Origin of the sequence: Rugamonas rubra, assembly GCF_900114705.1 — a bacterium.
GTDB lineage: Bacteria > Pseudomonadota > Gammaproteobacteria > Burkholderiales > Burkholderiaceae_D > Rugamonas > Rugamonas rubra.
Genome location: NZ_FOTW01000006.1, coordinates 343909 through 368173, shown reverse-complemented (window position 1 = coordinate 368173; position 24265 = coordinate 343909). Strand labels below are relative to the sequence as shown.

At 66.7% G+C, this 24265-nt stretch carries 16 protein-coding genes; 10 read left to right on the top strand and 6 right to left on the bottom strand.

The window, feature by feature from the left end; translation table 11 throughout:
* Nucleotides 1–52 precede the first annotated feature (52 nt).
* The 6 genes from BM252_RS06085 (at nt 53) to BM252_RS06065 (ending at nt 5459) form a co-directional block, all read left to right on the top strand.
* Nucleotides 53–301: a DUF2164 domain-containing protein gene (locus BM252_RS06085; protein ID WP_093385022.1), complete on the top strand. Its 249-nt coding sequence runs from the start codon at nt 53–55 to the stop codon at nt 299–301.
* A gap of 25 nt (nt 302–326) precedes the next feature.
* The gene (locus BM252_RS06080; RefSeq protein WP_093385020.1) at nt 327–1607 is read left to right on the top strand and encodes an amidohydrolase family protein; all 1281 of its coding nucleotides are present in this window, start codon (nt 327–329) and stop codon (nt 1605–1607) included.
* A 22-nt stretch (nt 1608–1629) separates the two neighbouring features.
* Complete coding sequence (locus BM252_RS06075; protein ID WP_093385017.1) at nt 1630–2154, top strand: GNAT family N-acetyltransferase; 525 nt, start codon at nt 1630–1632, stop codon at nt 2152–2154.
* Between the two features lie 40 nt (nt 2155–2194).
* On the top strand, nt 2195–2362 hold the full coding sequence (locus BM252_RS30875; protein ID WP_174900432.1) for a hypothetical protein: 168 nt from the start codon (nt 2195–2197) through the stop codon (nt 2360–2362).
* Nucleotides 2363–2403: 41 nt separating this feature from the next.
* Nucleotides 2404–4053, top strand: coding sequence for a methyl-accepting chemotaxis protein (locus BM252_RS06070; protein ID WP_093385014.1), 1650 nt, complete (start codon nt 2404–2406; stop codon nt 4051–4053).
* Nucleotides 4054–4355: 302 nt separating this feature from the next.
* The gene (locus BM252_RS06065) at nt 4356–5459 is read left to right on the top strand and encodes an EAL domain-containing protein (protein ID WP_093385012.1); all 1104 of its coding nucleotides are present in this window, start codon (nt 4356–4358) and stop codon (nt 5457–5459) included.
* Here the strand turns inward: BM252_RS06065 and BM252_RS06060 are convergent.
* Nucleotides 5380–7230 (bottom strand): glycoside hydrolase family 13 protein, encoded by a 1851-nt coding sequence (locus BM252_RS06060; RefSeq protein WP_093385009.1) that lies wholly within the window; start codon nt 7228–7230, stop codon nt 5380–5382. The two genes, BM252_RS06065 and BM252_RS06060, sit on opposite strands and share 80 nt — an antisense overlap.
* Before the next feature lie 565 nt (nt 7231–7795).
* Between BM252_RS06060 and BM252_RS06055 the strand changes: the two genes are divergently transcribed.
* Nucleotides 7796–10516 (top strand): TonB-dependent receptor, encoded by a 2721-nt coding sequence (locus BM252_RS06055; protein WP_093385007.1) that lies wholly within the window; start codon nt 7796–7798, stop codon nt 10514–10516.
* A gap of 139 nt (nt 10517–10655) precedes the next feature.
* Here BM252_RS06055 and BM252_RS06050 read toward each other — a convergent pair whose 3' ends face one another.
* The 3 genes from BM252_RS06050 to BM252_RS06040 form a co-directional block, all read right to left on the bottom strand.
* Nucleotides 10656–10937: a helix-turn-helix domain-containing protein gene (locus BM252_RS06050; protein WP_093385004.1), complete on the bottom strand. Its 282-nt coding sequence runs from the start codon at nt 10935–10937 to the stop codon at nt 10656–10658.
* A 164-nt stretch (nt 10938–11101) separates the two neighbouring features.
* The gene (locus BM252_RS06045; RefSeq protein WP_245774109.1) at nt 11102–12919 is read right to left on the bottom strand and encodes a M2 family metallopeptidase; all 1818 of its coding nucleotides are present in this window, start codon (nt 12917–12919) and stop codon (nt 11102–11104) included.
* Between the two features lie 114 nt (nt 12920–13033).
* Nucleotides 13034–15454, bottom strand: a complete 2421-nt coding sequence (locus BM252_RS06040; protein ID WP_093384998.1) for a glycoside hydrolase family 31 protein — start codon at nt 15452–15454, stop codon at nt 13034–13036.
* A 248-nt stretch (nt 15455–15702) separates the two neighbouring features.
* Between BM252_RS06040 and BM252_RS06035 the strand changes: the two genes are divergently transcribed.
* The 3 genes from BM252_RS06035 (at nt 15703) to BM252_RS06025 (ending at nt 20577) form a co-directional block, all read left to right on the top strand.
* The gene (locus BM252_RS06035) at nt 15703–17004 is read left to right on the top strand and encodes an MFS transporter (RefSeq protein ID WP_245774108.1); all 1302 of its coding nucleotides are present in this window, start codon (nt 15703–15705) and stop codon (nt 17002–17004) included.
* A 207-nt stretch (nt 17005–17211) separates the two neighbouring features.
* On the top strand, nt 17212–18843 hold the full coding sequence (locus BM252_RS06030; RefSeq protein WP_093384993.1) for an alpha-D-glucose phosphate-specific phosphoglucomutase: 1632 nt from the start codon (nt 17212–17214) through the stop codon (nt 18841–18843).
* A gap of 27 nt (nt 18844–18870) precedes the next feature.
* Nucleotides 18871–20577: an alpha-amylase family glycosyl hydrolase gene (locus BM252_RS06025; RefSeq protein WP_245774107.1), complete on the top strand. Its 1707-nt coding sequence runs from the start codon at nt 18871–18873 to the stop codon at nt 20575–20577.
* A gap of 91 nt (nt 20578–20668) precedes the next feature.
* On the opposite strand, the gene BM252_RS30870 is transcribed toward BM252_RS06025, so the two are convergent.
* Entirely contained in the window at nt 20669–21343 is a 675-nt protein-coding gene (locus BM252_RS30870; protein WP_174900431.1) for a PKD domain-containing protein, read from the bottom strand.
* 72 nt (nt 21344–21415) lie between these two features.
* Nucleotides 21416–24166 (bottom strand): alpha-1,6-glucosidase domain-containing protein, encoded by a 2751-nt coding sequence (locus tag BM252_RS06015; RefSeq protein WP_093384988.1) that lies wholly within the window; start codon nt 24164–24166, stop codon nt 21416–21418.
* Nucleotides 24167–24265: the final 99 nt, after the last annotated feature.

The following is a 24265-nucleotide window of genomic DNA, read 5'->3' as shown; positions in this document are numbered from 1 at the left end:
AATGCGATGCAACATAAATCCCAACAATATTAATCTGACGAAGCCATCCACCATGTCCATCAAACTCAACAAAGAAGTCGAACAGCGCCTGCTCGGCTCGATCCAACGCTATTGCGCCGCCAACCTGGACGAGGAGGTGGGCGAACTGAAGGCCAAGTTGCTGCTCGATTATTGTTTGCGCGAAATCGGCCCTTCTGTCTACAATCAAGCCATTCTCGATGCGCAAGCCGCGATGCAGGACAAGATCGCCGAAATCGAACACGTTTGCTACGAAACCGAATTCGCCTACTGGAAAAAGTAGGCGGGCGATCACTGGGGAGTCCGGCATGGATGTAGTCATTCGCAACGCCAACCTGGCGGACGGCCGCCGTGGCGTCGACATCGCCATCGCCGCCGGCCGCATCGCCGCCGTCGGCGCCGCGCTGCCGGTGCGCGGCGCACGCGAGATCGACGCCGCCGGCGACCTGGTCACGGCGCCGTTCGTCGACGCCCACTTCCACATGGACGCCACGCTGAGCTACGGCCTGCCGCGCGTCAACCAGTCCGGCACCCTGCTCGAGGGCATCGCGCTGTGGGGCGAGCTCAAGCCGCAATTGACCCAGGACGCGCTGATCGCCCGCGCCCTGCAGTACTGCGACTGGGCGGTGGCGCGCGGCCTGCTGGCGATCCGCTCCCACGTCGACATCTGCGACGACCGCCTGCTGGCCGTCGAGGCGCTGCTCGAGGTCAAGCGCCGCGTCGCCCCCTATCTCGATCTGCAACTGGTCGCCTTCCCGCAGGACGGCCTGCTGCGCAGCCCGAGCGCGCTGGCCAATTTGAAGCGCGCCATCGGCATGGGCGTCGAGGTGGTCGGCGGCATCCCGCACTTCGAGCGCACCATGGCCGACGGCGCCGAGTCGGTGCGCATCCTGTGCGAGTTCGCCGCCGAGCGCGGCCTGCGCGTCGACATGCACTGCGACGAGTCGGACGACCCCATGTCGCGCCACATCGAAACGCTGGCCTACCACAGCAACCGGCTGGGCCTGCACGGCCGCGTCACCGGCTCGCACCTGACCTCGATGCACTCGATGGACAACTACTACGTCAGCAAGCTGCTGCCGCTGATCCGCGAGGCCGGCGTGGCGGCGGTGGCCAACCCGCTCATCAACATCACCCTGCAGGGCCGCCACGACACGTATCCGAAGCGGCGCGGCATGACCCGCGTGCCCGAGCTGCTGGCCGCCGGCGTCGACGTCGCCTTCGGCCACGACTGCGTGATGGACCCCTGGTACAGCCTGGGCTCGGGCGACATGCTGGAGGTGGCGCAGATGGGCCTGCACGTGGCGCAGATGACCGGCCAGCAGGCCATGCTCGACTGCTTCGCGGCGGTGACCACGACGCCGGCCCGCATCCTCGGCCTGGACGGCTACGGCGTGGCCGTCGGCTGCCACGCCGACCTGGTGCTGCTCGACGCCGCCGACCCGGTCGAGGCGATCCGCCTGCGCGCCGCGCGCCGCCTGGTGCTGCGCCGTGGCGAGGTGGTCAGCGAGGCGCCGCGCGCGGCCGCCACGCTGAGCCTGCCGGGGCGGCCGCCACAGGTCGACTTCCGCCTGCGCCGCGCCGATTAATCCTCCCCATCCCCTTTCCTTCATGCACATACTCGACACCGAACGACTGACCCTGCGCACCATCGAGGTGGACGACGCCGCCTTCTACCTGGAACTGGTCAACGACCCCAGCTGGCTGCGCTACATCGGCGACCGCAACATCCGCACCCTGGAGCAATCGCGCGCCTACATCGAGCAGGTGCCCTGCGCCATGCAGCGCGAGCTGGGCCATTCCATGTATGTGATCGAGCTGAAGGACGGCGGCGCGGCGATCGGCATGTGCGGCCTGATCAAGCGCGACACCCTGCCCGACGTCGACATCGGCTACGCCATCCGGCCGGCCTGGTGGGGCCGTGGCTTCGCCTACGAGGCGGCCGCCGCCGTGCTGGCCTACGGCCGCGACCGGGTCGGCCTGAAGCGCCTGCTCGGCATCACCAATCCGGACAATATCGTCTCGAACCGGCTGCTGCAAAAGCTCGGCCTGGCGCTGGTCGAAACGACCATCTTGGGTGCGGAGCAACGGCCGACCAACCTTTACCGGCTGGAGTTCGCCGCCGCGCCGGCCTGAATGTGAATGTGAATGTGAATGTTGCAGAGGTGGGAATTGGATGGATTTCTTCGTGGAAATTGCTGACTTTTTCCACGTGCAAGCGCATGATGTTTTTCAAGTCGTTGTTTTTCATCGCTTTGTCCTGTCGCGCCGCCGGCGCCCAAAAGACGCATGCACAAAGCCCGGTTCGACCGCCGCCCCAGCACGCGCGGCGGAACAGTTCTGATCGCATTTTTCTCGGATGAATGCTGGAACAAGGGGGATGTCATGCAACTCGCCAATCTCAAAATCGGCGTACGCCTGGGGCTGTTGGGCGGCTTCTTTTTCGCCGCGCTGATGGTGGTCGCCGCCGGCGGCTGGAGCGCGCTGAGCAGCAGCAACGCCCGCAGCGCCGCCGCCATGGCCCGCGCCGACCTGCTCGGCGAGGCCGTCGACACGGCGCGCGGCGCCCAGGTCGAATTCAAGATCGAGGTGCAGGAGTGGAAGAACACCCTGTTGCGCGGCAACGACCCGGCCAACTTCGACAAGTACTCGAAGGCCTTCGTCAAGACCGGCGAGAGCACCCGGGCCGAGCTGCAGAAGCTGGCCGCCATCCTGGCCAAGCTGCAACTGGCCACGCCGCTGGTGGACCAGGCGCTGCAGACCCAGAGCACGCTGATGAGCAAGTACCTCGAGGCGCTCAAGCAGTACGACAGCGCCAACCCGGCTAGTGCCCATGTCGTCGACAACCTGGTCAAGGGCATGGACCGCGAGCCGACCAAGAAGATCGACGACATCGTCGCCTTCATCAACAAGGAGTCGCGCCGCGTCACGCTGGAGATGGGCGCGGCCAACGCCGCCGAGCACAGCAAGGCGACCATGACCATGGCCGCCACCGTGCTGTTGACCCTGGTGGTCGGCGCGCTGACGGTGGTCTGGCTGATCCGCAGCATCACCGTGCCGCTGGGCGCGGCGGTGGGCATGGCGCAGACGGTGGCCGCCGGCGACCTGCGCAGCGAGGTCAAGGCCGGCGGCCGCGACGAGATCGGCGACCTGCTGCGCGCCTTGAAGCTGATGCAGGGCAACCTGGCCAGCATCGTCGGCCGGGTGCGGCTGGGCACCGACACCATCGCCACCGCCACCAGCGAGATCGCCACCGGCAACCTCGACCTGTCCTCGCGCACCGAGCAGCAGGCCAGCTCGCTGGAGGAGACGGCCGCCTCGATGATCGAGTTGACCACCACCGTCAAGCAGAACAACGAGAACGCCGAGCAGGCCTGCAAGCTGGCCGACACCGCCTCCAGCGTGGCGCAGCGCGGCGGCGCGGCGGTCGACCAGATGGTGCAGACCATGGGCGCGATCAACGAATCGTCGCGCAAGATCGTCGACATCATCAGCGTCATCGACGGCATCGCCTTCCAAACCAATATTCTGGCGCTCAACGCGGCGGTCGAGGCGGCGCGCGCCGGCGAGCAGGGCAGGGGCTTCGCCGTGGTCGCCTCCGAGGTGCGCAACCTGGCGCAACGCTCGGCCGCCGCCGCCAAGGAGATCAAGGAGCTGATCGGCGACTCGGTGCTGCGGGTCGAGGCCGGCAGCCGTCTGGTCGGCCAGGCCGGCCAGACGATGGACGAGGTGGTCAGCAGCGTGCAGCGGGTCACCGCCATCATCGGCGAGATCTCCATCGCCAGCGGCGAGCAGCGCGACGGCATCGAGCAGATCAGCATCGCCATCAGCCAGATGGACAGCGTGACCCAGCAGAACGCCGCGCTGGTCGAACAGGCCGCCGCCGCCGCCGACGCGCTGCAGCAACAGGCCGCCAGCCTGGCCGAGGCGGTCAGCGTCTTCAAGCTGCACGAGCACGAGCACGAGCACGGCGGCGGCGCGCCGGCGCGCCTGCCGGCGGCGGGCCGTCCACAGCGGGCGCTGGCGCGGGGCTGAGCGCAGCGGGAGGAGGCGTGATGTGACGTGACGCGACCTGACACGGCCGCCGGCGCTGGCGGCGGCCGGCGTCCTCTGCCGTGGACACCCGCAGCTTAGACCGATTTTATCCACCGGAGTTCAGCTCCGGCGTGTCCGATTCGAACTCCGACGCGGCATTTTTGACTCCCCGCAAACTGCTGAGTGAACGCTGCCGTGCGGCCCGCACGATCGGCTACCATGCTTGCTCCTGCCCCGGGTCCCTCGATCCCCGCCGGCGCCGGTGCCGGCGCCGCGCGGCCAGTCAGGACGGAAGGGGAAGCATGCGTCTCGCCGCCATTCTCAACATCGCCGTCGCCGTCGCCGCGCCGGTCCTCGTCGCCGCGGCCCGCCGCCCGGTCCTGCGTTGCCTGCTGAGGTGGCGCGCGCGCGGCCGGCGGATGGTCGGCCCGCTGTCGATCGAGGGCAAGCTGGCGCCGCGCGGAGCGTTCGACCGGCGCGGCGAACTCGACCAGTCGGACGTCCCCGACCGGCGCTCCATCCCTCCCTTGCCGCCACTGCGCCAAGCCGCGTCCTTGTGCCGCGCCGCGCTGCGCGCCTTGGCGCAACAGGAGTTCGCGCTGTGCTACCAGCCCATGCTGGACTTGCGCTCGGGGCGCGTGGTCGGCGCCAGGGCGCTGTTGCGCTGGCGGCATCCCGAGTTGGGGCTGCTGGCGCCTGCCGAGTTCATCGACGAGTTCGAGCAAAGCGGATTGACGCTGCCGGTCGGTGCTTGGGCGCTGGCAACGGCCGCCGCCCAAGCCGCGCGCTGGATCGAGCAGGGTTGCTCGCTGACGGTGTCGCTGCCCTTGTCGGCGCGCCAGTTCTTTCAGCCGGACCTGGCCGTCGACTTCGCCGCCCTGCTACGCCAAGCGGGGCTGCCGGCCTGCCACATCGAATTGGCGCTCGATCGCGCCATGTTGATCGACAAGCAGCAGGACTGCGAGGCGATCCTGGACCGCCTGCGCCAGTGCGGCATGGGGCTGGCGATCCGCGACGCCAGCGGCCGGGGGCCGTTCAACTACCTGCGCCGCTTCGCCGTCGATGCCTTGTGGCTCGACGCCGCGCAGGCACAGATGGCGGCGGACGAGACTGAGGCGGCCGAGGCGCAGGCGCCGCTGCGCGCCGCCATCGAGCTGGCGCACGCGCTCGGCCGGCGTGTCGTCGCCGGCCCGGTGGCGACGCCGGCGCAGCTGGCCCGGCTCGCCGCGCTCGGTTGCGACCAAGCCTATGGCGACGCGGTCGGCGCCGCCGTCTCGGCCGAGGCGCTGGTCGCGGCGATCCGCGCCGGCGGCCCGGCCTGGCAGCTCAGGGCTGCAACTCCAGCACCAGCACCGAGCGCGGCGGCAGACGCAGTTCACCGGCCAGCGGATAGCGCTTGCCGCTGACGACGTCGACGCCGGCGGCCACGCCGTCCAGCATCTCGGCGAAGCGCGCCGTCGGCAGCGCCGTCTCGCTGCGGTTCTTGTTGATGGCCACCATCACCTTCTTGCTGTCGTCGTAGCGGAAGTAGACATAGGTGTTGTGCTCCGGGCCGAAGTGCATGGTCTTGCCGTGGTGGATCACCGGCTGCTGCTTGCGCCAGTTCAGCAACTTGCGCAGGTAGGCCTGCGCCGACAACTGCGCCGCGCTCAGGCCGGCGCCGCTGAAGGCGTCGACCTTGTCGCCGGCCCAGCCGCCGGGGAAGTCGCGCCGGTACGAGGCGTCGTCGCGGCCCTTGACGGTGCTGCTCATCTGGATCTCGGTGCCGGCGTAGATCTGCGGGATGCGTGGCGCCGTCAACACGTAGGCCAGCGCCATGCGGTACAACTGCTGGTCCTCGTGCAACACGCTGAACAGACGGGCCATGTCGTGGTTGCCCTCGAACAGCACCAGCTTGCCGGCGTCGCCGTACAGGTGGTCCTGCGACAGCGTCTCGTACAGCTCGGTCAGGCCGACCTCGTCGCCTTCCTTGGCGGCCAGCGCGCGGCGCAGGCTGTCGGCCAGCGGAAAGTCCATCATGCTCGGCATGTGCGAAACGTAGCCGTCGGCGTTGCGCGTGCCGGCCTGCCAGTGCGCCACCACCGCCGTGTGCGGACTCCACTCCTCGCCCACCAGGTTCAGCTTGGGATACTCCTGCATCAGCCGGCGCGACCATTCGCCCAGGAAGGCCGTGTCCGAATAGCTGTAGGTGTCGACCCGCAAGCCGGCCAGGCCGGCGTACTCGATCCACCAGATGGCGTTTTGGATCAGGTAGTTGGCGACGTAGGGGTTGCGCTGGTTCAGGTCCGGCATGCCCTCGACGAACCAGCCGGCGGTGAAGTTGCGCTTGTCCTCGGCCGCCGCGTACGGGTCCTGCACGGCGACGCGGTGGTGTTGGGTCGGCACGAAGTGGCCCTGGTGGTTGATCCAGTCCGGCGTCGGCAGGTCGGCCATCCACCAGTGCGCGCTGCCGATGTGGTTCAACACCACGTCCTGGATCACGCCGATGCCGCGCGCGCGCGCCTGCGCCACCAGCCGCAGATAGTCGTCGTTGCTGCCGTAGCGCGGGTCGACGCGGTAATGGTTGGTGGTGGCGTAGCCGTGGTAGGAGCCCTGCGGCATGTTGGACTCCAGCAGCGGCGTCGGCCACAGCATGGTGTAGCCCTGCGCGGCGATGTAGTCGAGGTGCTTGATGATGCCGGCGATGTCGCCGCCGTGGCGGCCGGAGCCGCCCTTGCGGTCGGCCCGCTCGCGCATGTCCGGCAGGTTGTCGTTGGCCGGATCGCCGTTGGCGAAGCGGTCCGGCATCAGCTGGTAGATCACGTCGGCGGCGGAAAAACCGGACCGCTGCGCCGAGCCTTCGGCGCGCGCCAGCAGCCGGTAGTCGTAGGCCAGCACGCGGGCGCCGCGTTGGAAGCGCAGCGTGGCCGTGCCGGGCGCGACGTCCGCCGCCAACTCCAGCGTGATGAATAGGTAGTTCTGGTTGGCCACCCGCGCCACGTCGACGATGCGCGCGCCGGGGTAGCTCAGGCTGGGCTCCAGCTCGGCGATCTGGCGGCCGTGGACCATCAACTGCACCCGCTTGTGCGCCATGCCGGTCCACCAGAAGGGCGGCTCGACCTGCTCGATGCGGTAGTCCTGGGCGCCGGCCAGCGCGTGACAGGCCGCCAGCAGGGCGGCGGCGAGGAATCTTCTCATGGGGTCTCCGTGGTGAGTATTTTTGGTAGCCGTACTACAAAACGGGTGGCGACATCGCTTGTGGTGTGAATGCCGCAGTTTTCGCGCTTACCGGGAAGATTACTATGAAAACATGGGCTTATCAAAAATATGCTTGATCTCATCGTCATGGAAATCTAGTGAAGTTACATAAACTTGGCGTGCGCGCAGGCGGAGTTGGCCCGGATCGCCGGCTTTTCCCGCCTTGGCCTGCATGGTGGCTTGCCGTCGGCCCTAATTGCGTTGCGTAGCAGATAATGTTTTACATTGTTATGTAGTTCTACTACAACTCCTGTATCAGCCTTCTGTAGCTTGAATACAACGAGATTGCCCCTGTCGCTAGGAGAGCGCCTCCCCGCTGCGCTAGCAAATCCGTAGGTAAACTGAACTTTCATTGACACCCAATCTAGTTTTAGTACAAAATTCTTGCATAACGTCATGTAGAGCGTTGCATTTCCTTGGATCCCGTGTAGTTGAAGCGAGCTGCGCAAGCAGAGCGGCCGATGGTGGCGGGAATTATTTTGGTGTCGTTGTGAGGGGACATTTCATGAGTATTTTCGCAAACAAGCGCAATAGCGCAGCTTTCCAACTGAGTCCGGTCGCCGCAGGCTGTGCCGTATTCGTCGCCGCCCTGGCCAATCCGGTCTACGCGCAAACCGCGCCGGCGGCCGAGGCCGCGCCGATGGCCCGCGTCACCGTGTCGGGCATCCGCCGCGGCATCGAGGACGCCATCTCGGTCAAAAAAGACGCCAGCTCCATCGTCGAGGCGATCTCCGCCGAGGACATCGGCAAACTGCCGGACATCAGCATCGCCGAATCGATTTCCCGCCTGCCCGGCCTGGCCGCCCAGCGCGTCGCCGGCCGCGCCCAGGTGATCAGCGTGCGCGGCCTGTCGCCCGACTTCTCGACCACCTTACTGAACGGCCGCGAGCAGGTCAGCACCGGCGACAACCGCAGCGTCGAGTTCGACCAGTACCCGTCCGAACTGATGAGCGGCGTCACCGTCTATAAAACCCCGGACGCCGGCCTGGTCGGCCAGGGCCTGTCCGGCACCATCGACATGCAAACCGTGCGTCCGCTGTCCTTCCCCGGCCGCACCATGTCGGTCAATGTGCGCGGCGAGAAGAACTCGCTGGGCAGCATCGCCAACGCCAAGTCGACCGGCAACCGCTTCAGCGCCAGCTACATCGACCAGTTCGCCAACCGCACCATCGGTATCGCGCTCGGCTTCGCCCACATGGAAGCGCCCGTGCTGGAGCAGCAGACCGGCATGTACGAGCCGTGGAAGACCGACGCACGTTCCGGCCTTCCAAGCGGCAGCTTCGCCGCCGACGGCATCAAGGCCGTGGCCAAGAGCGGCGTCACCAAGCGCGACGGCTTCATGGGCGTGCTGCAATATCGTCCGACCAAGCAGTGGACCAGCATCGTCGACGTCTACGCCTCCCAGTTCAAGAGCGAGGACACGGCCAACCAGCTGGAAATCAACCTGAACGGCTGGAACGGCGGCTTCAAGCCGGAGGTGAACTACGTCAACCCGGTCATCGTCGACGGTTCGCTGAGCGGCGGCACGGTCACCAGCGTCTACCCGCTGGTGCGCGGCATGTACAACAAGCGCAAGGACGAGATCCGCGCTGCCGGTTGGAGCAACACCTTCAAGTTCGCCAACTGGTCGCTGTTCGCCGACCTCAACTACTCGCACGCCAAGCGTGACGAGCTGAGCCTGGAGAACAACACCCAGCTCAACCCGCTGGGCGGCTCCGCCTTCCTCGACTCGGTCAACCTGCGCTACGCCAGCGGCGGCTACCCGACCATCAAGACCGGCCTGAACTACAGCGATCCGAACACCCTGTTCGTGCGCGACACCATCTACGGCTCCGGCTACGGCAAGGTGCCGAAGGTCGAGGACGAGCTGACCGGGTTCAAACTGGTGGCCAGCCTGCCCGTGCCCGACATGTTCGAGAAGGTCTTCTCCGGCGTCGACATCGGCTTTAACTACACCGACCGCTCGAAGAAGAAGCGCCAGCCGGAAGGCCCGACCCTGATCGCCAACCCGACCACCATCTCCAGCGACCTGCAATACGCCCCGGTCGACCTGAGCTTCGCCGGCGTCGGCATGATCCCGGCGTGGAACGTGCCCGGCGTGGTCGCAAAATACATGACCTTCAAGCCTGTCGACGATCTGGACTACCTGATCACCAAGGCCTGGGACGTCAAGGAAAAGATCAGCACCAGCTTCGTCAAGGCCAACATCGAGGCCGAACTGGGCACCGTCAGCGTGCGCGGCAATGTCGGCGTGCAGGTGCAGCGCACCGAGCAGTCGTCGCAGTCGCGCTATGTCGACAAGTCGGCCGCCGCCGGCAAGCAGTTCAAGGACGTCGACGATGGCAAGAGCTACACCGACGTGTTGCCTAGCATGAACCTGGCGTTCGGCTTCGACCACCAGCAGACCCTGCGCTTCGCCCTGGCCAAGCAACTGGCCCGTCCGCGCGTCGACCAGCTGCGTTCGGCCTTCGAGTTCGACATCGACAAGACCTCCTTCAAGCCGAGCGCGACCGGCGGCAACGCCAAGCTGGACCCGTGGCGCGCCAACGCCTTCGACGTCTCGTATGAAAAATACTTCGACAAGAAGGCCTACGTCGCCGTCGCCGGCTTCTACAAAAAGCTGACCAGCTACATCTTCACCCAGTCGAAGGACTACGACTTCTCGGCCTTCACCTCGGGCACCATCGCCAAGCAGGTGACCGGCAACTACACCGCGCCGTACAACGGCCAGGGCGGCACCTTGAAGGGTCTGGAATTCTCCGGTTCGATGCCGCTGGAACTGCTGTCGAAATCGCTGAGCGGCTTCGGCGTGCAAGCCAGCGCCACCTTCAGCAGCAGCGACATCAAGATCAACGACCCGACCAGCAGCCTGGGCACCAACATCACGCTGCCGGGCCTGTCCAAGCGCGTCACCAACCTGACCGCCTACTACGAGAAGGACGGCTTCGAGACCCGCGTCAGCCAGCGCAAGCGTTCCGACTTCGTCGGCGAGATCGGCAACTTCTCCAACGACCGCGCGCTGCGCTACGTGGTCGGCGAGAACGTCATCGACTTCCAGGTCGGCTACGCCTTCAACGAGGGCAGCATGAAGGGCCTCGGCCTGCTGCTGCAGGTCAACAATCTGACCAACAGCGCCTACGAGACCTACACCGGCGTGCGCAGCCAGCAACTGGAATACCAGAAATACGGCCGCACCATCCTGATGGGCGCGAACTACAAGTTCTAAGCCGTCCAGGTAGTGGAAACACAAAAGCCCCGGCGCTCGCGCGACGGGGCTTTTTCACATCCCACCTCGCTGCCGCAGGATATCAATGCACTTGGATCATCTCAGCATGCGTTTGGCCAGCACGTGTCTCGAGAGCTGACTAGGCCGCGCGCTGTACGCGCATCTCGATGTGCAAGCCGGCCGCTGCTGCCATGTTCACCAAGGCGTCAAGGGCGAACAGATTGATCTTGCCGCGCATTAAGTCAGAAATGCGGGGCTGCGAAACATTCAGCAGCTTGGCCGCATCTAGCTGACTCATTTTAGTGCGTAGGATGTGCTCTTCTAGCGCCATCATCAATACTGAGCGAAGCTTCATGTTCTCCGCCTCAGCAGGGGTATCCTCGATGGCGTCCCAAACGCTGGAAAATTTTTGATTGCTCATTTCCCCAACTCCACTGTTTTTTTGGGGGGAGGGTGTTCACGGTTTGAGTATATAGAATTTTTACATCGACACAATCGGCGGTTTGATTGCGTATTGAGGAGTGCAAGATAGCTTGCGGTAAGGAGGCGAATGGGGCGGCGCTCGGCCGCCCCGTTTGTTGCGGCTTACTTCTTGTCAGCGGCGGCGAACTGGCGGTTCTGCGCGTCGAGCCAGGTTTTCAGCGGGGCGAAGTAGTCGAGCAGCGCGCCGCCGTCGATCTTCTCCTCGCCCGAGATCGCCTTCAGCGCCTCCGGCCACGGCTTGCTCGAACCCATCGCCAGCATCGCCTGCAGCTTGGCGCCGGCCTTGGCGTTGCCGTACACCGAGCAGCGGTGCAGCGGGCCGGTGTAGCCGGCCTCGCGGCACAGCGCGCGGTGGAACTGGAACTGCAACATGTCGGCCAGGAAGTAGCGCGCGTACGGCACGTCGGCGGCGACGTGGTACTTGGCGCCGGCGTCGAAACCACCGGCCGCCAGCGGCGCCGGACGCTGCATGCCCATCATCTGCTCGCGCAGCTTCCACCAGCTGGCGTCGTAGTCGGCCGGCTTGGTCTTGCCGGAGTAGACGTCCCAGCGCCACTTGTCGACCGAGTAGGCGAACGGCAGGATCGCCACTTTGCTCAGCGCGCGGCGCAGCAGCTGGCCCACTTCGGCGTCGGCGCCGCCATTGTCGGCCTGGTTGGCGTCCATCAGGCCGACCTTTTGCAGGTAGTCCGGCGTGATCGACAGCGCGACGGTGTCGCCGATGGCCTCGTGGAAGCCGTCGTTGGCGCCGGTGCGGAACAGCAGCGGCTGCTTGTTGTAGCCGAGGAAGTAGTAGATGTGGCCCAGCTCGTGGTGGATGGTGGTGAAGTTCTCGGCGGTCGGCGTGATGCACATCTTGATGCGCACGTCGTCCTTCTCGTCGATCGGCCAGGCCGAGGCGTGGCAGACCACGTCGCGGTCCTTCGGCTTGGTCAGCAGCGAGCGCTCCCAGAAGCTCTCCGGCAGCTTTTGCATGCCCAGCGAGGTGTAGAAGCGCTCGGCGTAGGCGGTCATGTCCTTGGCGCTGGTGCCGCGCGTTTCGAGCACCTTGCTCAGGTCGTAGCTGCTTGCGCCCGTGGCCGGCTTGAGGATGGGGTAGAGGTTGTCCCAGGTCTGGCTCCACATGTTGCCGAACAGGTGGGCCGGGATCGGGCCGCTGGCCGGCACCACGTCCGGGCCGTAGGTCTGACGCAGCTTGTGGCGCGTGTAGGTGTGCAGCGAATCATACAGCGGCTTGACCTGCTGCCACAGCCGTTCCATCTCGGCCTCGAAGGCCTCGGGCGGCATGTCGTACTGGGCGCGCCACATCAGGCCGGTGTCGGCGAAGCCCATTTGCTTGGCGCCCTTGTTGGACAGCGCGACGTACTCGGCGTAGCGGTCCTTGTAGGCGGGCGACTGGGCGTGCCAGCCTACCCACATCTCCTTCAGCTTGGCCGGGTCGCGGCTCTCGGCCAGCACTTTTTCCATCTCGCCCAGCGCCAGGCAGGTGCCGACCGTGCCGTCGGCGTTTTTCGGGCAGTACTTGCCCTTGCCGTAGGCGCCCGTCATGGCGGCCTGGATGGTGGTGTAGGCCTCGCGTTCCTTGGCGTCGGAGAACACCAGCGTCTGTTGCAGCAGCTTGAGCTTGCGCGCCGATTCTGGTTTCAGCTTCAGGTCGTTGTAGCGGCGCGCGGCGATCGCCACCTCGCCCGAGGCGGTCAGGAAGCGCTCGGCGAAGAAGGAGCTGATGGCCTCGGTGTCGTCGGTGATGAAGTTGGCGCCGACCCAGGCGCCACGGGCTTGTTCGTTGTTGAGCTTGTTGAGGCGCTGTTCGGCGTCGGCGAGGAATTGCTCGGCTTCGGCGACGCTCGGTTTGCCCTTGGCGGCGGCGTGGGCTTGGACTGGACTGATGGCAACGCTTATGGCGGATGCCGCCAGCAATGCACTAAGAATTCTTGATGACACTGTTGTCTCCTGAAGTGATCTGGCCACCGAATCGGTTGATTCGATGGCCAGTAATATACACCGTCAGTCAGGCAAAGTTGTCAAAGATACTCAGCCGGCGTCGCCGCCGGCCAGGGTGATGGCGACGGCGCTGGCCGCGCCCGCCTTGGCGGCCACGGGCACCGTCAGCAACTGCCGAGCGCCGTCCCACTTGAAGCCGGCCGGCTTGCCGTCGACCCGCACGGCGGCCGGCTTGGCGTTGATGTTGTGCACCCGCAGGGCGATGCTGCGCGCCTTGCCGGCGTACTGCTTGCCCAGCTCGCTGTTGACGCTGATCGCCAGCTCCTTGCCGGCCAGCTTGCTGGCGAAGGTCAGCAGCTCGTACTTGCCCTGCTCGTAGGCCTGCGGCGTGGCGCCGTCGTCGTCGTAGAGCTTGCCGCTGCCGGCGGCGACGCTGCGGTCGTGGTAGTAGTGCAGCGTCAGCTTGGCGGTGCTGTAGTCGCGCGTGGTCTGCACCGGTTCGACCATCGGCAGGAAGGCGCCGGCGCGCACAAACACGGGGATGTGGTCGAGCGCCACCGGCACCACGGCGGTGATGCCGCCGTTGTAGCGGCGCCCGCTGTTGAAGTCGAACCAGGCGCTGCGCTTGGGCAGGTAGACTTCCTTGCGGCGCGCGCCGGGTTCGGTGATCGGCGCCACCAGCAGTTCGTTGCCCCACAGGTAGGCCGAGGCCACCGTGCGCATCGCCTCGTTGTCCGGCTCCTCGTACAGCATGGGCCGCATCAGCGGCAGGCCCAGCTGGTTATTGTCGAAGGCCAGGGTGTAGTTGTAGGGCAGCAGGCTGTAGCGCAGGCGCACGGCTTCGCGCGCCAGGCGCTTGGTGGCGTCCTCGCGGAACACCGGCTCGGAGGCCACGTCGTCCTGCGCGTGCGGGCGGAAGATCGGCTGGAACACGCCGTATTGCAGCCAGCGCGTGTAGAGCTCGTCGTCGAGCATGGCGCCGGCGAAGCCGCCCAGGTCCGAGTGCATATAGCCGGCGCCCTGCATGCCCATCTGCAGCGCGATCTCCGGTTGCGACTGCAGGCCGCCCCAGCTGCGCTCGACGTCGCCCGACCAGGGGATCATGCCGAAGCGCTGCGAGCCGGAGTAGCCGGCGCGCATCAGGATGAAGGGGCGCTGGCCGGGGATGTCCTTGCGGTAGCCGTCGAAGATCAGCTTGGCCCACTCGTGGCCGTACAGATTGTGCACCTGGTCGGCCGTGCCGGTGGCGTGCCGCATGCCGGCCGGATGCACTTCCGGCTCGCCCAGGTCGCCCCACCAGCCGGCCACGCCCTGTTGTTGCAGGCCCTTGTAGATGTTCCAGAACCAGTCGCGGCCGGCCGGGCTGAACACGTCGATCAGGCCGGTGTTGCCGAAGTAGAAGTCGTAGGTCAGCGGCTTGCCGGCCGCGTCCGTGCCCAGCACTTTCTTGTCGACGGCTTCCTGCCACTTCGACGAGGTGGTCAACACGAAGGGCTCGGTGATCAGGATGGTCTTCACGCCATCCGTTTGGAAGTCGGCGATCATCTTTTTGGCGGTTGGGAAGGTGTCTTGGTCGAAGGCCAGGTTGCCCATCGTCCCCTTGACCTCCTTGCCGAACCAGTACAGGTCGAAAATGATGGCGTCCACCGGCACCTGTTCGGCGCGGTACTTGGCGATGGTGGCGCGCGCCTCCTGCTCGCTGTGGTAGCCGAAGCGGCTGGCGAAGTTGCCGAAGGCCCAGCGCGGCGGCATCGGCTGCTTGCCGGTCAGGCTGGTGTAGTTGCCCACCACGTCCTGCCAGGTGTCGCCGGCGATCACCTGGTAGGTTTTGCGGCCGCCGATGGTCTCGTAGGCCAGACTGTTGTTTTTCTTGCTGTCGAAGTCCAGCGTGCCGATCTGGCCGTTGTCGAAGTGCAGCGCGTACAGCTTGGACGACATGGCCAGCGGCATCGTGTAGTTGAGCAGCTCGGAGCGCGTCGAGTAGCCGTAGTGCGCCTTGTTGTACAGCGTGAAGCGGTTGCCGCGCCGGTTCATGCCGACCGCGCGCGCGCCGGCGCCGTACAGCGCCTCGCTTTGGTCGAGGGCGAACTCGATGCTCTCGGTGGCGCCTTGTTTCAGGTAGCCGGCTTTTTCCGCCACCAGCGCCTTGCCCTTGTAGCTGTAGGCGATCTGGAAGGGCGACTTGGTGATCGTCACCACCAGGCCGGCGGTGGCGTACTCGATGCTGTTGGCGTCCTGCTTGAAGCTGACGGCCGGCGCGGCCGGCGCCAGCACCACCGCGTGCGAGGCCGGCTCGAAGCGCTCGCCGCGCGGCACGAAGGAGGTCTCGACAATGCTGCTGGAATAGGGTTTGATCAGGTACAGGCCGTCGTTGGTGGTGATTTCCAGGCGGTCGGCGCGCTGCACCACGTCCTGCACGCTGCGGCCGGCGTTCTGGGCCGAGGCGAGGGGACTGAGGGTGGTGCCGCAGGCGAGCGCGCAGGCGGCGGCGAGCAGATGGTTTCTTGTCATATTCAAAGGTCTCTGTTTTTTGTTCTTTGACTACATTTGACTACACGGCGATAGGCCGCAAAGCCGCTAATTCGCTTTATTCTACTATGAAGTTGTTTCCATTGACACTCATGTTTTCGCGTGTTATTTTGCTACAAATTCTGTAGTTTTTGCTCAATCCGGCACCAAGTTCGGACACCTAATCGGGGACACGCGGCATGCAACCTTCATCCTTCAAGCCCAGACTGTCGTTTTGGCAGCTCTGGAACATGAGCTTTGGCTTTTTCGGCATCCAATTCGGCTTCGCGCTGCAAAACGCCAACACCAGCCGCATCTTCTCGACCCTGGGCGCCAACCAGGACGACCTGGCGCTGTGCTGGCTGGCCGCGCCCGTCACCGGCCTGCTGGTGCAACCGATCATCGGCTACCTGAGCGACAACACCTGGCACCCGTTCTGGGGCCGCCGCCGACCCTTCTTCTTCATCGGCGCCATCCTCGCCTCGATCGCGCTGTTCCTGATGCCCAACTCCAGCATGCTGTGGATGGCCGTCGCCGTGCTGTGGATGATGGACGCGGCGATCAACGTCTCGATGGAGCCGTTCCGCGCCTTCGTCGGCGACAAGCTCGACCCCTCGCAGCAGACCGCCGGTTTTGCCATGCAGACCTTCTTCATCGGCTGCGGCGGCGTGATCGCCTCGCTGCTGCCGACCTTCTTCGCCGACATCATGGGTGTGAGCAATGTGCCCGTCAACGGCGCCATTCCCGACACGGTGCGCTACTCCTTCTACTTCGGCGGCGCGGTGTTCCTGCTGTCGGTGATGTGGACGGTGTTCTCGTCGCAGGAGGCGCCACCGGAAAACATGGCCGTGTTCGAGGCCGAGCGCGCCAAGTCGAAGGGCCTGGGCCACGCGCTGCGCGAGATCCTGGGCGGCTTCGGCAAAATGCCCAAGACCATGGTGCAACTGGCGGTGGTGCAGTTCTTCACCTGGATCGCCCTGTTCGCCATGTGGATCTACACCACCTCGGCCATCGCCGACAACGTGTTCGGCACCGTCGACGCGCAGTCGGCCGCCTTCCAAGAGGCCGGCAACCGCGTTGGCGTGATGTTCGCCGTCTACGGCGGCGTGTCGGCGCTGGCCGCCTTCGTGCTGCCGGTCTTCGCGCGCATGACCAGCCGCAAGTTCGTCCACATGAGCTGCCTGATCGTCGGCGGCCTGAGCCTGATCAGCATCTTCATGATCCACAACATCAACTACCTGTACCTGCCGATGGTCGGCGTCGGCATCGCCTGGGCCAGCATTTTGACTATGCCGTATGCCATCCTGGCCGGCGCGTTGCCGGCCAACCGGATGGGCTACTACATGGGCGTGTTCAACTTCTTCATCGTCATCCCGCAGATCGCCAGCGGCTTCCTGCTCGGCTACATCACCAAGCACTTCCTCGCCGGCCACGCCGTCATGACCCTGGTGCTGGGCGGCGTGTGCATGGTGCTGGCCGGCCTGTTGACCCTGTTGGTCAAGGACGAGGCCGCGCCGGCGGCGAAGGCCGTGGCCGTGCCGGCCGCCGCCTAAGCTGCGCCAAATTGGGCTAATTTTCGCCAATTTGCGCGCCGCCGCGGCGTCCCGACCCCGGCGTTTGTGCGGCATGGGTTAGTATTGCTCCTGTGACAATGCATTCGTGCGCCATCTTCCTGCCCGGCAGGGTATAAGCGTGGCGGCGAAATGGCGGCCGGTGTCGGCCGCCGCTTGGTCGCAATTGTTTATCCATGCGGAGCGAATATGACGATATTGACGGTAGCAAGCACCCCCTTCCCGGGCCAGCGGCCTGGCACTTCCGGCCTGCGGAAAAAAGTCACCGTGTTCCGGCAGGTCGGCTATCTGGAGAATTTCGTGCAGAGCGTGTTCGACACGCTCGGCGACTGCAGTGGCAAGACCCTGGTGCTGGGCGGCGATGGCCGCTTCCACAACCGCGCGGCGGTGCACACCATCCTGCGCATGGCGGCCGCGCACGGCTTCGCCAAGACGCTGGTGGGGCAGGGCGGCATCTTGTCGACGCCGGCCGTCAGCTGCGTGATCCGCAAGCACGGCGCGCTGGGCGGCATCGTGCTGTCGGCCAGCCACAACCCGGGCGGGCCGGACGGCGACTTCGGCATCAAATACAACATCGGCAACGGCGGCCCGGCGCCGGAGCAGGTCACCGAGGCGATCTACCGCCATACCGAAAGCATCACGCGCTACCGCATCAGCGACGGCGCCGACGTCAACCTGAACCGGCTCGGCGCCGACCGCATCGAGCAGATGCAGGTCGAGGTGATCGACCCTGTGAGCGACTACGCCGGCCTGATGCAGGACCTGTTCGACTTCGACGCCATCCGCGCCCTGTTCGCCGGCGGCTTTCGCATGTGCTTCGACGGCATGGGCGCCGTCTCCGGCCCCTACGCCACGACCATCCTTGAGGGTATGCTGGGGGCGCCGGCCGGCAGCGTCATCAACGGCGTGCCGCTGGAGGACTTCGGCGGCCACCACCCCGACCCCAACCCGGTCAACGCCGCCGAGCTGATCGCGCTGATGGCCGGCGCCGACGCGCCCGACTTCGGCGCCGCCTCCGACGGCGACGGCGACCGCAACATGATCGTCGGCCGCCGCTTCGACGTCACGCCGTCCGACAGTCTGGCCATCCTGGCCGCCAACGCCGGCGTGGCGCCGGGCTACCGCGCCGGCCTGAAGGGCATCGCCCGTTCGATGCCGACCTCGCGCGCGGCCGACCGCGTCGCCGCCGCGCTGGGCGTGCCCTGCTACGAGACGCCGACCGGCTGGAAGTTCTTCGGCACCCTGCTCGACGCCGGCAAGGCCACGCTGTGCGGCGAGGAGAGCTACGGCACCGGCTCCGACCATATTCGCGAAAAGGACGGCCTGTGGGCCGTGCTGTTCTGGCTCAACCTGCTGGCCGCGACCGGCAAGCCGGTGCGCCAGTTGGTCGAGGAGCACTGGGCCCGCTTCGGCCGCAACTACTACTCGCGCCACGACTACGAGGCGATCGACAGCGCCGCCGCCAACGCCTTGATGGCGGCGCTGCGCGAACGCCTGGCCGGCTTGGCCGGGCAGACTCTGGGCGCGTACACCGTCGACTTCGCCGACGACTTCGCCTACACCGACCCGGTCGACGGCGCCGTCTCGACCCAGCAGGGCGTGCGCGTGGTCATGCGCGACGGCTCGCGCGTGGTGTTCCGCCTGTCCGGCACCGGCACCGACGGCGCCACCCTGCGCGTCTACCTGGAGCGCTACGAGGCCGACCCGGCGCAGCACCACCTGCCCACCCAGCAGGCGCTGGCCGGCCTGGTGGCCGTCGCCGAGCAGCTCGCCGGCATCGCCGCGCGCACCGGGCGCGCCAGCCCGAGCGTGATCACCTAACCCCCCCCACCAACAGGAAGCAGACGCATGAAGCAGACCCCACTTGCAATGACATTGGCGCTGGCCTTGGCCGGCACGACCCTGGCGCCCGCCGCCAGCTCGGCCGCCGCCAAGGCCGCCGTCCAGGCGCCCACGGCGCGCGCCGCCGCCAAGCCATTTTTGTGGGAGAGCGCCACCGTCTACTTCCTGCTGACCGACCGCTTCAACAATGCCAACCCGGCCAACGACCTGGCCTACGGCCGCCGCGCCGACGCCGCGCCGCAGCGCGGCTACATGGGCGGCGACCTGGCCGGCATCACGGCCAAGATCCGCGACGGCTACTTCGACCGGCTCGGCGTCAACGTCATCTGGCTGACGCCGCCGGTCGAGCAGATCCACGCCGGCACCGACGAGGGCACCGGCCTGTCCTATGGCTTCCACGGCTACTGGGCGCGCGACTGGAGCAAGGTCGACGCCAACCTCGGCACCGAGCAGGACATGCGCGACTTCGTCGCCAGCGCCCACGCCCACGGCATCCGCGTACTGCTCGACGTGGTGATGAACCAGACCGGCCCGGTCACCGGGCTGGACCCGGCGTGGCCGGCCGACTGGGTGCGCACCGCGCCGCAATGCAGCTACAAGGACGTGGCGACGACGGTCGAATGCACGCTGGTGAAGAACCTGCCCGACCTGCGCACCGAAAGCGACACGCCGGTGGCGCTGCCGCCGGCGCTGGTGGAGCAGTGGAAGGCCGAGGGCCGCTACGAGCGCGAGGTGGCCGAGCTGGACGCCTTCTTCGCCCGCACCGGCCACCCGCGCACGCCGCGCTACCACCTAGTCAAATGGCACACCGACTGGATCCGCAAGTACGGCGTCGACGGCTTCCGCGCCGACACCGTCAAGCACGTCGAGCCGGCCAGCTGGAAGGCGCTGAAGACCGAGGCCAGCGCCGCCTACGAGGAATGGAAGCGCGCCAATCCGGGCAAGCTGCCCGGCGCGCAGGCTTTCTTCATGACGGCCGAGGCCTACGGCTACAACATCGCCGGCGGCCCGCTGTTCACCTACGACGGCGGCCAGCAGGTGAACTACTTCGACAACGGCTTCGACAGCATGATCAACTTCGGCCTGAAGTACGATGCGCGGCAGGACTACGAGACCTTGTTCAGCAATTACTCGGGCCTGTTGCAGGGCGCCCTCAAGGGCCGCTCGGTGCTCAACTACCTGTCTTCGCACGACGACGAACAGCCCTTCGACGCCGCCCGCGGCAAGCCCTTCGAGAGCGCCACCAAGCTGCTGCTGGCGCCCGGCGCCGCGCAGATCTACTACGGCGACGAGACGGCGCGCCGGCTCGACGTGGCCGACGCGCTGGGCGACGCGCGCCTGCGCTCCTACATGAACTGGGACGAGCTGGCGCGCAACGCCGCGCGCGACGGCTACCACATCGCCGACGTGCAGCGCCACTGGGCCAAGCTGGGCTTGTTCCGCCAGGCCCACGTGGCCGTCGGCGCGGGCGTGCACCAGCAGTTGCAGGCGCAACCCTACGTGTTCAAGCGCACGTACGAGCGGAACGGTGTCAGCGACAAGGTGGTGGTGGCGCTCGACCTGCCGGTGGGCGAGGCCCACGTCATCGATGTCGGCGGCGTGTTCGCCGACGGCCAGCGCGTGCGCGACGGCTACTCCGGCGCGCGCGCCGTGGTCAAGCACGGCAAGGCGCGCTTCCCGGCCGGCTCGTCGATCGTGCTGATCGGGCAGTAGATGCCCGTGCCGCGAATCGCGTAAATTGAGGGTCAGACCCTAGGGTCTGACCCTGCTCTACGCCACTGGGATCCGGAAAATCCCGGCGCGATCAGAATCCGACCGCGTAAGTCTGCTGAACGGTGTGGCCGCCACCCAGCCCCAGATCGGCCTTGGCCGGATTGGCCAGGATGGTCTTCATCATCTCCAGCGCCGTGTTGTTGGTACAGGAAAGCGCGCCGGAGACGCCGCCGGCCGTGCACAGGCGCACCGCCAACGTGCTGTCGTACAAGCCGTAGCTGTCGGAGTCCGAACAGCTGTTCGAATGGCTCTCGGTGTAGACCAGGCGCTGGTCGATGACCACCACGCGGCGCCGGCTGCTGCACTGGTCGCCGTCCCACAGTTTGGCGAAGCTCACCGCCGGCACCACGACGGTGAGGTTGATGGTCTGCGGCGCGCTGTAGAGCTTACCGTCGTCGACCACCAGCGTGGCCGTGTAGCTGCCGGCGACATCGACGATGAAGACCGGATTGGTCACCTTGGGATTGAGCAGCGTGGCGTTGCTGCCGGCCGGCTTGACCAGCGTCCAGACGTAGTTGATCAGGTCCGATTCGGGGTCGGTGCCGCTGCCGTCCAGTGTCACCTTGCTGCCGGCGTCCAGGGTCTGCGCAGGGCCGACCTTGGCCACCGGCGCGGCGTTGACGGGCGGCTGATACTCGCCGCCGCCACAGGCGGCCAGTGCCAGCGCGATTGCCGGCAGGGCCAGCCAAGCTGCGGGAGATGTCATTGCTGTCCTTTGCGGAAAAGAGCTGCCCAGTGTAGCGGACAGCTTCCCGAGGACGCCCTCTAATCTTGCCAATTAATCCACAAAAACAACAGCGCTGCGGGCCGGCACGGTGAAGCTGCCGCTGGCCGCGTCGTAGCGCGCCGACTGCGCCGGACGCGGATCGGCGGCGCCGGTGCGGCTGTGCACCGGATGCAGGCGCCAGCCCTTGTGCGCCTGCGCCGGCACGCTGATGCGCTGCTCGTCCAGGCCGACGTTGATCAGGTAGGTGATGCCTTTGTAGCGCGCGCCCGGATAGCCCACGCCGTCGAGGTGGGCGACGATCACCGTCGGCACCTGCTGCGGCCCGGTGTTGGAGAAGCTCAGGCGGCGCTGCACGTCGGCCGCGCTGCGCAGGCGGAACAGGGTGCTGCTGGAGCGGATCGCCAGCAGGTCGCGGAAGGCGTCGCGGGCGAAGGCGATGTCGGCCGGCGCCGGCTTGATGGCGGCGTTGGCCAGCAGCGGGCGCAGCAGCGCGTAGTCCTTGCCGTTGTCGGCGGCCGGCGGCAGGCCGACGCCGTAGTAGTTGTCGCGGTAGCTCCAGTCGAGCCGGTTGAACCAGTCGCCCGACTCGAAGCTGTTGCGGTCGAGCGACTTGGAACGCAGGATGTCGAAGCCGGCGTGGAAGTAGGCCACGCCCTGGCTGAAGGCGTTGATGGCGGCGGCCAGCATCTGCACGCGGGCGCGCTCGGCGCCGCTGGTGGCCGGCGGCAGCTTGAAGACGTTGATGTCGAACAGGGTCTGGTTGTCGTGGTTCTCGACGTAGTTGACCACCTCGCCCGGCTCGCTGGCGTAGCCGGTCGGCTGGCCGCCGTAGTCGATGTCCCGCAGCGCCTTGCTGGCGCCGTCGGCGGTGGTCATAGTGTAGCCGCGCAGCGAACCGGCCAGGCCGGCGCGCACCATGTCGGCGGCGTGCAGCAGCTCGCCGGCCGGACGCTGGCCGGCGTAGGCGTTGGGCGCGTAGACCAGGCCGTTGATGTAGCCCTGCTTGCTGAACAGCTCCGTGCCGGAGTCGCCGGCGCCGCCGCCACGCACGAAGTCGCGCGCGCGGTCGCTGAAGGTGCCGATGCCGCTGCCGTTGAGCGACAACTGCGAGGCCTGCACGAAGCGGGCGCCGTCGGCCACCTCGCCGAAGTTCCAGCCCTCGCCGATCAGGTTGACGTGGCGGCCGCTGTCGCGGTCCACACGCGCCTGCAACTGCTCCATGGCGGCGCGCGGCTGGTGGCCCATCAGGTCGAAGCGGAAGGAGTCGATCTTGTACTGCTTGGCCCACAGCGCCGCCGAGTCGATCATCAGCTTGCCCATCATGCGGTGCTCTGTGGCGGTGTTGTCGCAGCAGGTCGAACGCTCGATCTCGCCCTTGGCGTTGAGGCGGTGGTAGTAGCCGGGCACGACGCGGTCGAGCACCGACTTCTCGTTCTGGCCGGCGATGTAGGTGTGGTTGTAGACCACGTCCATGCCGACCCGCAGGCCGGTGCGGTGCAGCGCCTGCACCATCTGGCGGAACTCGACGATGCGGCGGGCGCCGTCGGCCGGGTCGCTGGCGTAGCTGCCCTCGGGCGCGCTGTAGTGGTAGGGGTCGTAGCCCCAGTTGTAGCAGTCGCGCGCCTGGCTGGCGGCCACCAGCGCCTGCTGGGCGTCGCTGTCGGCGGCGCCGCTCGGCGCCGGCGTCACGCAGCCTTGTTCGGGCACGCTGCCGATGTCGTAGACGGGCAGCAGGTGGATGTCGGTCATGCCGGCGCGGCTCAGCGCGGCCAGGTGCTTCATGCCGTTCGAGCCGGCCTCGGTGAAGGCGGCGTACTTGCCGCGATGCGCCGCGCTGACCGTGCTGTCGTTGATCGAGAAGTCGCGCACGTGCAGCTCGTAGACGGTCATGTCGGGCTGGGCGGCGACCTTGCGCGGCAGCGGCGTCTTATCCCAGCCGGCGGGCTTGAGCTTGGCCGAGCCGAGGTCGGCGATGTAGCTGCGCTTGGAGTCGGTGGTCAGGCTGATGGAGTACGGGTCGGTGACCAAGTTGCGCACCACCCCGCTGTTGCGGGCGAAGACGTCGACGACGTACTGGTAGTAGTGGCCGGACAGGTCGGCGCCGGTGGCGGTCGACCAGATGCCGCTGGCGGCGTCGAACTGCATCGGCGTGATGGCGGCGGCCTTGCCGGAACCGCTGTCGTAGGTGCAGACGGCGACTTGCTGCGCGGTGGGTGCCCACAGCTTGAAGGCGGTGCCGGCCTTGCCGACGCTGACGCCGAGGTCGGTGGCGTTGGCGGCGGCCGCGTACAGGTCGTCGAGCGCGCCGGCGCTTTGCAGCGAGGTGGCGTCAAGCACGTTGCCGTCGGCCGCCTCCAGCACCAGCAGCAGCTGCTGTTTGTGCAGCGCGCCAAGGACGGCCAGCGCTTCGGCCGGCAGGGACAAGGTCGGGCCGCTGCCGACGAACTTGAAGCGTTGCGCGACGTCGGCGGGCAGGGCGCCGTTGAAGGCGCTCAGCGCCAGCGCGCCGTCGGCGCCGCTGACTGGCGCGCCGGCCGTGGCCTTGAGCTGACCCGTGGCCGAGTAGTAGAGTTTGAAGCTGCCGGCGGCGTCGGCGCCGGGCCAGCGTATCAGTTGGCGGTTGAGCCAGTAGCCGCGCGCGTCGCTGGCGCTGCTGGCCCGCAGCACGGTGGCGAAGGGGGCGGTGCAGCTGTCCAGGCCGGGTGCGCTGGCGGCGTGCGCGGTCGTGCCACCGATTGCCAGCGTGCCGCCCAGCGACAGCGCCAGCGCGCGCTTCCAAACCGCATATTCGTTGCCACTCATAAATTTGTCTCCATTACCGGTTTCTTAGTAGTCGGGTTACAAATTTATGTTGTAAGCCCGTAATTGTGCGGTATATGGTAATTCAATTTATGTAGTTTT

What these genes read in the sequence shown, in the direction of transcription:
- BM252_RS06040 (WP_093384998.1), bottom strand. Translation starts at nt 15,454, where the DNA reads ATGACAAGAAACCATCTGCTCGCCGCCGCCTGCGCGCTCGCCTGCGGC.
- BM252_RS06070 (WP_093385014.1), top strand. Translation starts at nt 2,404, where the DNA reads ATGCAACTCGCCAATCTCAAAATCGGCGTACGCCTGGGGCTGTTGGGC.
- BM252_RS06080 (WP_093385020.1), top strand. Translation starts at nt 327, where the DNA reads ATGGATGTAGTCATTCGCAACGCCAACCTGGCGGACGGCCGCCGTGGC.
- BM252_RS06055 (WP_093385007.1), top strand. Translation starts at nt 7,796, where the DNA reads ATGAGTATTTTCGCAAACAAGCGCAATAGCGCAGCTTTCCAACTGAGT.
- BM252_RS06065 (WP_093385012.1), top strand. Translation starts at nt 4,356, where the DNA reads ATGCGTCTCGCCGCCATTCTCAACATCGCCGTCGCCGTCGCCGCGCCG.
- BM252_RS06050 (WP_093385004.1), bottom strand. Translation starts at nt 10,937, where the DNA reads ATGAGCAATCAAAAATTTTCCAGCGTTTGGGACGCCATCGAGGATACC.
- BM252_RS06085 (WP_093385022.1), top strand. Translation starts at nt 53, where the DNA reads ATGTCCATCAAACTCAACAAAGAAGTCGAACAGCGCCTGCTCGGCTCG.
- BM252_RS30870 (WP_174900431.1), bottom strand. Translation starts at nt 21,343, where the DNA reads ATGACATCTCCCGCAGCTTGGCTGGCCCTGCCGGCAATCGCGCTGGCA.
- BM252_RS06015 (WP_093384988.1), bottom strand. Translation starts at nt 24,166, where the DNA reads ATGAGTGGCAACGAATATGCGGTTTGGAAGCGCGCGCTGGCGCTGTCG.
- BM252_RS06030 (WP_093384993.1), top strand. Translation starts at nt 17,212, where the DNA reads ATGACGATATTGACGGTAGCAAGCACCCCCTTCCCGGGCCAGCGGCCT.
- BM252_RS06075 (WP_093385017.1), top strand. Translation starts at nt 1,630, where the DNA reads ATGCACATACTCGACACCGAACGACTGACCCTGCGCACCATCGAGGTG.
- BM252_RS06025 (WP_245774107.1), top strand. Translation starts at nt 18,871, where the DNA reads ATGAAGCAGACCCCACTTGCAATGACATTGGCGCTGGCCTTGGCCGGC.
- BM252_RS06035 (WP_245774108.1), top strand. Translation starts at nt 15,703, where the DNA reads ATGAGCTTTGGCTTTTTCGGCATCCAATTCGGCTTCGCGCTGCAAAAC.
- BM252_RS30875 (WP_174900432.1), top strand. Translation starts at nt 2,195, where the DNA reads ATGGATTTCTTCGTGGAAATTGCTGACTTTTTCCACGTGCAAGCGCAT.
- BM252_RS06060 (WP_093385009.1), bottom strand. Translation starts at nt 7,230, where the DNA reads ATGAGAAGATTCCTCGCCGCCGCCCTGCTGGCGGCCTGTCACGCGCTG.